The following is a 12,387-nucleotide window of genomic DNA, read 5'->3' as shown; positions in this document are numbered from 1 at the left end:
ACGGGCAGGCCCCACATGCCGACGTGCTGGGTCAGTCCTTGATCTCGCAGATCGTCGCGCCGGAGGTCAGCGAGGCGCCGACCTCGGCGATCAGGCCCTTGACGGTGCCGGAGCGGTGCGCGTTCAGCGGCTGCTCCATCTTCATCGCCTCGAGGACGACGATGAGGTCGCCCTCCGTGACCTCCTGGCCCTCCTCGACCGCGACCTTGACGATCGTGCCCTGCATCGGGGAGGTGAGGGTGTCGCCGGAGGCGGCCGACGTGGACTTCTTCGCCGCGCGGCGCTTCGGCTTCGCGCCGGCCGCGAGGCCGGTGCGCGCCAGCGTCATGCCCAGCGACGACGGGAGGGAGACCTCCAGGCGCTTGCCGCCGACCTCGACCACGATCGTCTCGCGGCCGGCCTCGTCCTCCTCGGCCTCCGCGGGGACGGCGAACGGCTTGATCTCGTTGACGAACTCGGTCTCGATCCAGCGGGTGTGGATCCGGAAGGGGTCCGCGGTGAACGCCGGGTCGGCCACGACCGCGCGGTGGAACGGAATGGCGGTCGCCATGCCCTCCACCTCGAACTCCGCGAGCGCACGCGCGGCGCGCTGCAACGCCTGCTCACGGCTGGCGCCGGTGACGATCAGCTTGGCGAGCAGGGAGTCCCACGCCGGGCCGATGACCGAGCCGGACTCGACACCCGCGTCGAGGCGGACGCCGGGGCCGGTCGGCGGGCGGAAGGTGGTGACGGTGCCGGGCGCGGGCAGGAAGTTGCGGCCGGGGTCCTCGCCGTTGATGCGGAACTCGAAGGAGTGGCCGCGCACGGCCGGGTCGCCGTAGCCGAGTTCCTCGCCGTCGGCGATACGGAACATCTCGCGCACCAGGTCGATACCGGTGACCTCTTCGGTGACCGGGTGCTCGACCTGCAGACGGGTGTTGACCTCCAGGAAGGAGATCGTGCCGTCGACGCCGACCAGGAACTCGACGGTGCCGGCGCCGACGTAGCCGGCCTCCTTGAGGATGGCCTTCGACGCGCGGTACAGCTCGGCGTTCTGCTCGTCCGTCAGGAACGGGGCCGGAGCCTCCTCGACCAGCTTCTGGTGGCGGCGCTGGAGCGAGCAGTCACGGGTGGAGACGACCACGACGTTGCCGTGCTGGTCGGCCAGGCACTGGGTCTCGACGTGACGGGGCTTGTCGAGGTAGCGCTCGACGAAGCACTCGCCGCGGCCGAAGGCGGCGACGGCCTCCCGGACGGCGGAGTCGTAGAGCTCGGGGACCTCCTCCAGCGTGCGGGCGACCTTGAGCCCGCGGCCGCCGCCGCCGAACGCGGCCTTGATGGCGATCGGCAGACCGTGCTCCTGCGCGAACGCGACGACCTCGTCCGCCCCGGAGACCGGGTCGGGCGTGCCCGCGACGAGCGGGGCGCCGGCGCGCTGGGCGATGTGACGGGCCGCGACCTTGTCGCCGAGGTCGCGGATGGCCTGCGGCGGCGGGCCGATCCAGGTCAGGCCCGCGTCGATGACGGCCTGGGCGAACTCCGCGTTCTCGGACAGGAAGCCGTAGCCGGGGTGAACGGCATCGGCTCCCGAATCGGCCGCGGCCTGGAGCACCTTGGCCATGTCCAGATAGCTGGCGGCCGGGGTGTCACCGCCCAGGGCGAACGCTTCGTCGGCTGCGCGGACGTGCAGAGCGTCCCGGTCCGGATCGGCGTAGACGGCTACGCTCGCGATCCCGGCGTCCCGGCAGGCACGGGCAACGCGGACAGCGATTTCGCCACGGTTGGCGATGAGCACCTTGCGCACGATGGCTCCCTCCTTGAAACAAGCTGAGTTTAGGGACTGCCGACACGGCCTTTCGACCCGTCCCCAATGGTGAGCTTGCCCACACGGAGCGTGATTCGAGGCTCGCTCGATCGCGAAATCCCTTGTCGCACCACGGTACGACGGGTTCCTCCCTCGCACAGTAGCCCTCTGGTGTGGCCAAGGTCTCTGTTCGGGGGCCCAGCGGCCGAACGGGTTTCTTTGTCGAGTCCCTACGAATGGCCCAATCATTCTTTGCCGTGTGACGGAGAGTGTCACACCTCTTGTCCCCGCGTTTACCGGTGAGTAGCCTCACGCTGTCGTACGTACGTCCGGTAACTGAGGGTTGGGGGCGCCGTGGTGCGCAGACCGGTGGCCGTCGTGGCTGCGCTCGTCCTGTGGGTGGAGGCCGTCGGCATCGTCGTACTCAACGGGATCATGGCCCGGTTCGTCGAGGCGCAGAGCATGTCGCTGGACGGCCTCGACCCGGACGCGATGGTGGCCGGCACGTGGGGGATGGGGATCGGCTCGGGCCTGTTCCTCGCGCTGTGCGGCGTCCTGTTGCTGGTGACGGGCATACGCGACCGGGGGCCGGGCCGCTTCGCCCGCATCGTGCTGATCGGCTGCGCGGTCGTGCACGGGGTGCTGGGGGCGCTCACGGTGGGCCTGGTCGGGTGGCCGGCGTTCGCGTACATGATGGGCGTGCTCGGCCTGCTGGTGCTGTCGCTGATCGCGTACGGCACGGAGGACGGGCCCGGGCGCGAGGCGGCCCCGTCCGAGGCCGCGCCCGCGTGACGGTCAGACCCAGAGGTCGGTGATCGAGAAGCCCAGCTCGGCGAGGAGCCTGCGCAGCAGCGGCAGGGAGAGGCCGATGACGTTGCCGTGGTCGCCCTCGATGGATTCGACGAAGGGAGCGGAGAGCCCGTCGAGCGTGAACGCGCCCGCGACGTGCAGGGGTTCGCCGCTGGCCACGTAGGCGGCGATCTCGTCGTCCGTCGGCTCGCCGAACCGCACGATCGTGGACGCGGTCGCGGACGTCTGCCTGCCGGTTGCCGTGTCGATGAGGCAGTGCCCGGTCTGCAGCACGCCGGCCCGGCCGCGCATCGCCTTCCACCGGGCGGTGGCGTCCTCGGCGTCGGCGGGCTTGCCGAGTGCCTGCCCGTCCAGCTCCAGCACGGAGTCGCACCCGATGAGCAGCGCGCCGGCCGCCTCGGGCCGCGCGGCGACGGCGGCGGCCTTGGCCTCGGCGAGCACGAGCGCGAGCTCGGCGGGGGTGGGGGCGGTGAGGGCGTCCTCGTCGACGCCGCTGACGATGACGTGCGGATCGAGTCCGGCCTGCTTGAGCAGGTTGAGCCGCGCGGGGGAGGCGGACGCGAGCACGAGACGCGGGCGGGCGGGGGAGGTCATGCGCCCATGTTAGGCGCCTCGGTGTGCCCCACTGCGGGGCCCTCCCGCTCTGCCGGCGGCGCCGACGCGCTTGCGCGTCTCCGGCCCGGCCCGCGCGCCTCTGTCGTCGGTGGGGCTCGATTCGGGGGCTCTGCCCTCGGGCTCCTGCGCCTCAATCGCCGGCAGGGCTTGATTCGGGGCGCTGCCTCGGGCCCCGCGCCTCAATCGCCGGCGGGCTGGTTTGCGCGCGCGCACCTGTTGGGCTACGGCCCGGGCCCCGCGCCTCAAACGCCGGCGGGGCTTGATTCGGGGGCTGCCCCCGGACGCGGGCGCCTCACTCTCCCCGTACGGCCTGGCGGCCGTGGGTGGGGGCCTCCGGCGAAGCCAGGGGGGTGCCCCCAGCGGGGCTGGATCTCGCGGACCGAAATCAGCCCGTCCGGCGATGGAGGACACCGCGCGAAGCGCGGTACGGGGTCCGGGGCGGAGCCCCGAAGCCTGTACCCGGCAGGGCGCAGGCCCAGGGGGGCCGGGGCTTGCCCCGGTTTGGGAAGGGGGTACCGCCCACGGCCGCCAGGCCGGGGAGGGCAGGGTCGGGGAACGGCCTCACCGCACGCCCGCCACGAACATCCCCACCACCATCGCCAGCGCCAGCAGGATCCCCGCGCGACGGAGCATCGCCTGCATGTCGCGCAGCTCCTTCGGAGGCTCGTTCTTCGGGTCGGACCACAGCATGCCTTCGATCCTGCGGTCGCGAGCCGCCTCGCGCCTGAGTACGCGTACTCAACCCAGGAAGACCCCGCGCGCAGCACCTCCAGCGCGTCCGTACCCGCCGGGACGTTCGACCACGGCGATCACCCGCACCCCAACGGCAAGGGCACGAGGTCATGGCCGCTGTACCGGCCGAGGTCCTGTGGACGGGCATGGACAAGGGCCGGGCCCCCGCGACGCGGGCCCGGCCCTTTCCGCTGAGGGCCTCAGACCGGCCAGTAGCTGCGCGCCCACGACCGCGGGCCCGGCATCGGCCTGCGGGTGCGCGCGATCCGCGCCGGGTCCGACCAGCCCTCGGTCACCGGCGCCGACGTCCCGGCCGCGGCCTGCGCGGTGGCCGCGGCCCGGGCCTGGACCACCGCGAGGGCGGCGGCCAGCTCCTCCGGGGTGGGGTTGCCTCGTACGACCTTGATCATCTCGTTGGCCTCCTAGAGGGGGATGTTGCCGTGCTTCTTCGGCGGCAGGCTCTCCCGCTTGGTGCGCAGCTGGCGCAGCCCCTTCACTATCTGCGCACGCGTCTCCGACGGCATGATCACCGCGTCGATGTAGCCGCGCTCGGCCGCCGTGTACGGGTTCAGCAGGGCGTCCTCGTACTCCTGGATCAGCCGGGCCCGGGTGGCCTCCTGCTCCTCCGCGCCCTCGACGGCCGCGATGGTGCGGCGGTGCAGGATGTTCACCGCACCCTGCGCGCCCATGACCGCGATCTGGGCGGTGGGCCAGGCCAGGTTCAGGTCGGCGCCCAGGTGCTTGGAGCCCATGACGTCGTACGCGCCGCCGAACGCCTTGCGCGTGATGACCGTGATGAGCGGAACGGTCGCCTCGGCGTACGCGTAGATCAGCTTCGCGCCGCGCCGGATGATGCCGCCGTACTCCTGGTCCACGCCCGGCAGGAAGCCCGGCACGTCCACGAAGGTCAGCACCGGCACGTTGAACGCGTCGCAGGTGCGCACGAAACGGGCCGCCTTCTCCGAGGCGTTGATGTCCAGGCAGCCGGCGAACTGCATCGGCTGGTTGGCCACGATGCCGACCGGGAAGCCCTCCACCCGCCCGAAGCCGGTGACGATGTTCGGCGCGAACAGCGCCTGCGTCTCCAGGAACTCGCCCTCGTCCAGCACGTGCTCGATCACGGTGCGGATGTCGTACGGCTGGTTCGCCGAGTCCGGGATGAGCGTGTCCAGTTCCCGGTCCTCGTCGCCGACCGCCGTGTCCGAGGTCTCGGGGAACGCCGGGGGCTCGGAGAGGTTGTTGGACGGCAGGTACGACAGCAGCTGCTTGACGTACTCGATCGCGTCCTTCTCGTCGCCCGACATGTGGTGCGCCACGCCGGACGTGGTGTTGTGCGTGCGCGCGCCGCCGAGCTCCTCGAATCCGACGTCCTCGCCGGTGACCGTCTTGATGACGTCGGGGCCGGTGATGAACATGTGCGACGTCTGGTCCACCATCACCGTGAAGTCGGTGATCGCGGGGGAGTAGACGGCGCCGCCCGCGCACGGGCCCACGACCAGCGAGATCTGCGGGATGACGCCCGACGCATGGGTGTTGCGGCGGAAGATCTCGCCGTACATGCCGAGCGCGCTGACGCCTTCCTGGATGCGCGCGCCGCCCGAGTCGTTGATGCCGATGACCGGGCAGCCGGTCTTCAGCGCGAAGTCCATCACCTTGATGATCTTCTGACCGAAGACCTCGCCGAGGGCGCCGCCGAAGACGGTGAAGTCCTGCGAGAAGACCGCGACCGGACGGCCGTCGACCGTGCCGTAACCGGTGACGACGCCGTCGCCGTACGGGCGGGTCTTCTCCAGGCCGAAGTTGGTCGAACGATGGCGCGCGAACTCGTCCAGCTCCACGAACGAGTCCTCGTCCAGCAGCAGATCGATCCGCTCGCGGGCGGTCAACTTGCCCTTCGCATGCTGCTTTTCCACGGCGCGTGCGGAGCCGGCGTGCGTCGCCTCGTCGATTCGGCGCTGGAGATCCGCGATCTTTCCCGCGGTGGTGTGGATGTCGATCTGTTCCGGCTCGGACATCGGGATGCGGCTCCCTGGCTGATCACGGGGACGGTAATGGAAGTCGATGAGCTGTTCCGTTGCTACTGACTCGTAGCGTATCGGCGCGGATACCGTTCGGCAGTGCGGCGTTTACCACACCTAACCTGGCTTGCATGACGCCAGACAATGCGCCTGACGGCGCGCCCGCAAGCCGCTGGTCCGACCTCGACCGCCCCCCTCTGAACGTCCCCGCGCTGCGCCGGGGTCTGCTGGTCCCCGGCTCCCTGTGGACCTCGCTCGACGTGGTCGCGGCCACCGGCTCGACCAACTCCGACCTCGCGGCGCGGGCCGCGTCCCTGCCGGAGGGCGCGGTGCTCGTCGCGGAGGAGCAGACGGCGGGCCGTGGGCGCCTGGACCGCATCTGGAGCGCGCCGGCGCGCTCCGGCCTGTTCTTCTCCGTACTTCTGCGGCCCGGCGGCAGCGTGCCCGCCGAGAGCTGGGGCTGGCTCCCGCTGCTCGCCGGAGTCGCCGCCGCGACCGGTCTCGCCCGGTCCGCGGGCACCGACATGTCCCTCAAATGGCCCAACGACCTGCTGGTGACCGTCGACGGCGAGGAGCGCAAGGCCGGGGGCATCCTCGCCGAGCGCGCCGGGGACGACGCGGTCGTCCTCGGCATGGGCATCAATGTGACCCTGCGCGCCGACGAGCTGCCCGTCCCCACCGCGGGCTCCCTCGCGCTCGCGAACGCCGTGTCCACCGACCGTGACCCCCTGCTGCGGGCCGTGCTGCGCTCGCTCGAGCACTGGTACGGCGAGTGGCGCGCGGCCGGCGGCGACCCGGCCGCGTCCGGGGTCCAGGAGGCGTACGCGGCGGGCTGCGCCACCCTGGGGCGCACGGTGCGCGCTGACCTGCCCGGCGGGCGCTCCTTCACCGGGGAGGCCGTGGCCGTGGACGGTCAGGGCCGGGTGGTGCTGGTGGCGGCCGGGAACGGCGAGCGGATCGCGGTGAGCGCGGGCGACATCGTGCATCTGCGGACGTCGGACTGAAGCGGACTCCGCCGTGCCCCGTGCGGGCGCGGCGGCGCCCCCGCGGTGCGCCCACCTCCGCGAATCGGGTCCGTCGTCGGGACGTGAGCTGGGGCACACCTGCCGTATCGTTGAGGCGATCGAGCGACAGATCGGCAGGGCAGTGCGCAGGGAACGGGCAGGAGGCGGGTGGTGACCGTCGACGACACCACTTCCGGCGCGGGCGATCGGGGCACCGGCTCCGGTGCGGGCTCCGGCTCCGGGTCGGTGCATCCGACACCGCACCACGAGGTCGACCACACGGCGGAGCCGACCGACGACCCGCTGGCGATCCGCCTGGAACAGCTCATCCTCGGCGCGGAGCGGCGCTACACCGCCTTCCAGGCCGCCCGGACGGCGGGCGTCTCCATGGAGCTGGCCTCCCGCTTCTGGCGGGCGATGGGCTTCGCCGACATCGGCCAGGCCAAGGCACTCACCGAGGCCGACGTGCTGGCCCTGCGACGGCTCGCCGGTCTGGTCGAGGCCGGCCTGCTGAGCGAGCCGATGGCCGTGCAGGTGGCCCGGTCCACCGGGCAGACCACCGCCCGGCTGGCCGAATGGCAGATCGACTCCTTCCTGGAGGGGCTGACGGAGCCGCCCGAGCCCGGCATGACCCGCACGGAGGTCACGTATCCGCTCGTCGAACTGCTCCTGCCCGAGCTGGAGGAGTTCCTCGTCTACGTCTGGCGGCGCCAGCTCGCCGCGGCGACCGGCCGGGTCGTGCAGGCCGCCGACGACGAGGAGATGGTCGACCGCCGTCTCGCCGTCGGCTTCGCGGACCTCGTAGGCTTCACGCGGCTGACGCGCCGCCTGGAGGAGGAGGAACTGGGCGAGCTCGTCGAGTCCTTCGAGACGACCTGCGCGGACCTGGTCGCGGCGCACGGCGGCCGCCTCATCAAGACCCTCGGCGACGAGGTCCTGTACGCGGCGGACGACGCCCGCACGGCGGCGGAGATCGCGCTTCGGCTCATCGACGCGATGACCCAGGACGAGACGATGCCCGCGCTGCGGGTGGGCATCGCGTTCGGGACGGTCACGACGCGGATGGGCGACGTGTTCGGTACGACGGTGAACCTGGCGAGCCGGCTGACGTCGATAGCGCCGAAGGACGCGGTGCTGGTGGACGGCGCCTTCGCGGAGGAGCTGATCAGGACGGGCGACGCGCCCAGGTCGGAGGCGGAGGCGGCTGCGGCGGAGAAGGAGAGCGACGAGCCGCTGCCCTACCGCTACGGCCTCCAGCCGATGTGGCAGCGCCCGGTGCGCGGCCTGGGCGTGGTGGAGCCGTGGCTGCTGTCGCGGCGCCCCACCGCGTGAGAGTCCCCCTACCCCGCCCTTCCCGGCATCCCTGACGAGACCGCCGCCGTCCCGGCTCCTGCCGCGCCTGCTTCGCGGCGCGCGTTGCCTTCCGGCCTCGCATGCCCCTGGCCTGCGGCGCGGGCTCCGGGTTCCGGCGCAGGGCTCCAGCTGGGGGCCTGGGCACGCGTGCGCCGTCCCCGGGGCAGCAGCTTCGCGGTGCGCGTTGCCCTCCGGGCTCGGCGGGGCCTGGCCCCCGTGGTGCCCGCTCCGCGGCGCGGCCGTGTCGCCTCCGGGGCCCGTGGCGTCGGGCGCGGACCCGGCCCGGCGCCGGGGCCGAGGGAAGCCTCGAGGGCGCGGGCGGTGGGGCGCTAGGCTGCGCGGAGTGAACCATCGTTAACCGGGAGGGTGGCTGTCATGTCGGAGTCCGAGCAGCGCTTCGGGGAGTTCGTCGTCGTCCGCAGGCACGAGCAGGGGCACGTCGCCGAGCTCGTGCTCGACCGGCCCAAGGCCATGAACGCCGTGTCCACCGACATGGCCCGTTCCCTCGGCGCCGCCTGCGACGCGCTCGCCGTCGACCGGGACGTGCGCGTCACCGTGCTGACCTCCAGCAACGACCGCGCCTTCTGCGTCGGCGCCGACCTCAAGGAGCGCAACTCCTTCTCCGACGCCGACCTCGTGCGCCAGCGCCCCACCGCCCGCGGGGCGTACACCGGCGTGCTGGAGCTGCCCATGCCCACCGTCGCCGCCGTGCACGGCTTCGCCCTCGGCGGCGGGTTCGAGCTCGCGCTCTCCTGCGACGTGATCGTCTCCGACGAGACCGCCGTGGTCGGCCTGCCCGAGGTCTCCGTCGGCGTGATCCCCGGCGGCGGCGGAACCCAGTTGCTGCCCCGCCGGGTCGGGGCCGCGCGGGCCGCCGAGCTGGTGTTCACCGCGCGGCGTGTGGAGGCGGCGGAGGCACGGGAGTTGGGGCTCGTCGACGTGCTCGCGGAGGACGCCCGCACCGAGGCCCTCGCGCTCGCCGCCCGGATCGCGGTCAACTCGCCGGTGGGCCTGCGCAACGCCAAGAAGGCCATGCGGCTCGGGCAGGGGCTCGACCTGCGCGCGGGGCTCGAGGTCGAGGACGCGGCCTGGCGGGCGACGGCCTTCTCCGGCGACCGCGCCGAGGGTGTCGCCGCGTTCAACGAGAAGCGGAAGCCCGCCTGGCCCGGCGAGTGACCCGCGTCAACGGATCAAATCGGCCGAAACCTCCCTAAGCTGGGGAGATGGCTGAGGATCAGCGATTGCGGGCCGTGGTGGCACTGGCGCAGGCGATGGCGGCCGCCCACACGCCGCGCGAGTCCTGGCGGGCGGCGGCCCTGGGCGGCTGCGTCGCGCTGGACGGCACCTTCGCCGCGCTCTCCGTGTGGGAGCGCGAGCGGGGCCGGCTCAAGGTGCTGGTCAACGCCGGGCAACGGGCCGAGGGAGAGGAGGAGTTCCCCGAATCGGAGACGTACCCGGTGAACCGATTTCCCGAGATCACCGAGTTCCTGCACGAGCAGTGGGCCGGCGGCGGCGAGCCCGACGCCTGGGTGGAGACGGCGGACGGACCGGCCACCGACGGGCACGGCTACTGCCACCAGAGGGTCTCCGCGCTGCGCAGGCGCCGGCGCGGCTGCTGCGTCGTGGCCCCGATCGTGCTGCACGGCCGGGCCTGGGGCGAGCTGTACGTGGCGCGGCCGCTCGGCGCCCCCGTCTTCGACCGGGAGGACGCCGACTTCGCCACCGTGCTCGCCTCGGTCGTGGCCGCGGGCATCGTGCAGACCGAGCGGCTGGAGGAGGTGCGCAGGCTCGCGTACACGGACCCGCTGACCGGCCTCGCCAACCGCCGTGCCGTGGACACCCGCCTGGACGAGGCGCTGGAGCAGCACCGCAGGGACGACTCGGTGGTGAGCCTCGTGGTGTGCGACCTCAACGGCCTCAAGCAGGTCAACGACACACTCGGGCACGCGGTCGGCGACCGTCTGCTGGAGCGCTTCGGCTCGGTGCTCTCGCGGTGCGGCGCGATGCTGCCGGGCGCCCTCGCGGCGCGCCTCGGCGGTGACGAGTTCTGTCTGGTCAGCCTGGGTCCCTCGGCCGACGAAGTGATCAAGGCGGCGGACGAACTGTGTGTGAGGGCCGCCGAGTTGGAGCTCGGGGCGGGTGTCGCGTGCGGGGTCGCGTCCACCGGCGACCCGATCGGCCAGGTCCACTCGGGCCGGCGGCTGTTCCGGCTGGCGGACGCCGCCCAGTACCGGGCGAAGGCGGCCCGGTCGCCCCGGCCCGTGGTCGCCGGCCGCGACGGCGCCGTCATGCGGCTCGCCGACAGTCCGCCGCGCTCCCCGCAGTACCGCCGCCGCTTCCGCGACGCCCGCCCGGAGGAGGACGCGGAGGCGCAGGAGCCCTGGAGCGAGCCGTGAGGCGGTGAGGGGGGCGGGTCCGGAGCCGACTGGTGACAGGTTGGGATTCAGTCCGTACGCTGCTGAATATGGATATGCAAACAGTCGTGGTGGGGACGTCCGGTACCACCGCCGATGACGTCATCGCCGTGGCCCGCGAAGGCGCCCGCGTCGAGCTCTCCGCCGAAGCCCGCACCGCCCTCGCCGAGGCCCGCTCCATCGTGGACGCCCTGGCCGCCAAGCCCGAGCCCGTCTACGGGGTCTCCACCGGATTCGGCGCCCTGGCCACCCGGCACATCAGCCCCGAACTCCGTGCCCAGCTCCAGCGCAACATCGTCCGTTCGCACGCCGCCGGCATGGGCCCGCGCGTCGAGCGCGAGGTCGTGCGCGCCCTGATGTTCCTGCGGCTCAAGACCGTGTGCTCGGGGTACACCGGCGTACGCCCCGAGGTCGCGCAGACCATGGCCGACGTGCTGAACGCGGGCATCACGCCCGTCGTCCACGAGTACGGCTCCCTCGGCTGCTCCGGCGACCTCGCGCCGCTGTCGCACTGCGCGCTCGCCCTCATGGGCGAAGGCGACGCCGAGGGCCCGGACGGCACCGTGCGGCCCGCCGGCGAGCTGCTCGCCGAGCACGGCATCGAGCCCGTGAAGCTGCGCGAGAAGGAGGGCCTCGCGCTCCTCAACGGCACCGACGGCATGCTCGGCATGCTGATCATGGCCCTCGCCGACCTCGACCGCCTCTACAAGTCCGCCGACATCACCGCCGCGCTTTCCCTGGAGGCGCTGCTCGGCACCGAGAAGGTCCTCGCGCCCGAGCTGCACACCGTCCGCCCGCACCCCGGCCAGGGCGCCTCCGCGGCCAACATGCTCGCCGTCCTCAAGGGCTCGGGCCTCACCGGCCACTTCCAGGAGGAGGAAGCGCCCCGCGTCCAGGACGCGTACTCGGTCCGCTGCGCCCCGCAGGTCGCCGGCGCCGGCCGCGACACCATGGCGCACGCCCGCCTGGTCGCCGACCGCGAGCTCGCCTCCGCCGTCGACAACCCGATCGTGCTGCGCGACGGCAGGGTGGAGTCCAACGGCAACTTCCACGGTGCGCCCGTCGCCTACGTCCTGGACTTCCTCGCCGTCGCCGCCGCCGACCTCGGCTCGATCTCCGAGCGCCGCACCGACCGGCTCCTGGACAAGAACCGCTCGCACGGCCTGCCCCCGTTCCTCGCCGACGACGCCGGCGTGGACTCGGGCCTGATGATCGCCCAGTACACGCAGGCCGCCCTGGTCAGCGAGATGAAGCGGCTCGCCGTCCCGGCGTCCGCCGACTCCATCCCGTCCTCCGCCATGCAGGAGGACCACGTCTCCATGGGCTGGTCCGCCGCCCGCAAGCTGCGCACCGCCGTCGGCAACCTGGCGCGCATCATCGCCGTCGAGCTGTACGCGGCGACCCGCGCCATCGAGCTGCGCCGCCACCTGACCCCGGCTCCCGCCTCGCAGGCCGCCATCGCCGCCCTGCGCGCGGCTGGTGTCGAGGGGCCGGGCCCGGACCGTTTCCTCGCGCCCGACCTGGACGCCGCGGAGACGTTCGTACGGGAGGGGAAGCTCCTCGCGGCCGTGGAGCCGGTGACCGGACCGCTGGCCTGACGCCCGAGCGGAAGGGCCGCCCTGCCGTCGCCGGCGGAGCGGCCCTTTCGGCGCGTCGGG

The 12,387-nt window shown here is 72.9% G+C and carries 11 protein-coding genes; 6 read left to right on the top strand and 5 right to left on the bottom strand.

Annotated features, from left to right (window positions below; genetic code table 11):
- Positions 1-31: 31 nt before the first annotated feature.
- Positions 32-1,783 carry an acetyl/propionyl/methylcrotonyl-CoA carboxylase subunit alpha gene (locus ACWD0A_RS19330; protein WP_451299613.1) on the bottom strand — a complete coding sequence of 584 codons (1,752 nt, stop codon included), beginning with the start codon at positions 1,781-1,783 and terminating at the stop codon, positions 32-34.
- Positions 1,784-2,140: 357 nt separating this feature from the next.
- On the opposite strand from ACWD0A_RS19330, the gene ACWD0A_RS19325 reads away from it, so the two are divergent.
- A complete protein-coding gene (locus tag ACWD0A_RS19325; protein WP_451299664.1) occupies positions 2,141-2,575 on the top strand; it encodes a hypothetical protein in 435 nt (144 codons plus the stop codon).
- 3 nt (positions 2,576-2,578) lie between these two features.
- Here ACWD0A_RS19325 and ACWD0A_RS19320 read toward each other — a convergent pair whose 3' ends face one another.
- From ACWD0A_RS19320 to ACWD0A_RS19305, 4 genes are all read right to left on the bottom strand, one after another.
- Positions 2,579-3,187, bottom strand: a complete 609-nt coding sequence (locus tag ACWD0A_RS19320; protein ID WP_451299611.1) for a Maf family protein — start codon at positions 3,185-3,187, stop codon at positions 2,579-2,581.
- 582 nt (positions 3,188-3,769) lie between these two features.
- Positions 3,770-3,898 (bottom strand): morphogenic membrane protein MmpB, encoded by a 129-nt coding sequence (gene mmpB / locus ACWD0A_RS19315; protein ID WP_256356346.1) that lies wholly within the window; start codon positions 3,896-3,898, stop codon positions 3,770-3,772.
- A gap of 242 nt (positions 3,899-4,140) precedes the next feature.
- The gene (locus ACWD0A_RS19310; RefSeq protein WP_177152094.1) at positions 4,141-4,350 is read right to left on the bottom strand and encodes an acyl-CoA carboxylase epsilon subunit; all 210 of its coding nucleotides are present in this window, start codon (positions 4,348-4,350) and stop codon (positions 4,141-4,143) included.
- A gap of 12 nt (positions 4,351-4,362) precedes the next feature.
- Positions 4,363-5,955, bottom strand: coding sequence for an acyl-CoA carboxylase subunit beta (locus ACWD0A_RS19305; RefSeq protein WP_451299608.1), 1,593 nt, complete (start codon positions 5,953-5,955; stop codon positions 4,363-4,365).
- Between the two features lie 134 nt (positions 5,956-6,089).
- Here ACWD0A_RS19305 and ACWD0A_RS19300 point away from each other — a divergent pair, with 134 nt between their 5' ends.
- The 5 genes from ACWD0A_RS19300 to hutH all read left to right on the top strand — a co-directional run bounded on the left by ACWD0A_RS19300 (position 6,090) and on the right by hutH (position 12,327).
- Entirely contained in the window at positions 6,090-6,962 is an 873-nt protein-coding gene (locus tag ACWD0A_RS19300) for a biotin--[acetyl-CoA-carboxylase] ligase (RefSeq protein ID WP_451299606.1), read from the top strand.
- A gap of 171 nt (positions 6,963-7,133) precedes the next feature.
- Positions 7,134-8,294 (top strand): adenylate/guanylate cyclase domain-containing protein, encoded by a 1,161-nt coding sequence (locus ACWD0A_RS19295; RefSeq protein WP_307713783.1) that lies wholly within the window; start codon positions 7,134-7,136, stop codon positions 8,292-8,294.
- 396 nt (positions 8,295-8,690) lie between these two features.
- Positions 8,691-9,491, top strand: coding sequence for an enoyl-CoA hydratase/isomerase family protein (locus tag ACWD0A_RS19290; RefSeq protein ID WP_451299603.1), 801 nt, complete (start codon positions 8,691-8,693; stop codon positions 9,489-9,491).
- Between the two features lie 47 nt (positions 9,492-9,538).
- Positions 9,539-10,711 carry a diguanylate cyclase domain-containing protein gene (locus ACWD0A_RS19285; RefSeq protein ID WP_451299601.1) on the top strand — a complete coding sequence of 391 codons (1,173 nt, stop codon included), beginning with the start codon at positions 9,539-9,541 and terminating at the stop codon, positions 10,709-10,711.
- A 74-nt stretch (positions 10,712-10,785) separates the two neighbouring features.
- Positions 10,786-12,327: a histidine ammonia-lyase gene (gene hutH / locus ACWD0A_RS19280; protein WP_451299662.1), complete on the top strand. Its 1,542-nt coding sequence runs from the start codon at positions 10,786-10,788 to the stop codon at positions 12,325-12,327.
- The last annotated feature ends 60 nt before the right edge of the window (positions 12,328-12,387 follow it).

This window comes from Streptomyces sp. NPDC002867 (assembly GCF_053591895.1).
Note: the sequence above shows the minus strand (reverse complement) of the source record. Positions and strands in the feature narration are given on the sequence as shown.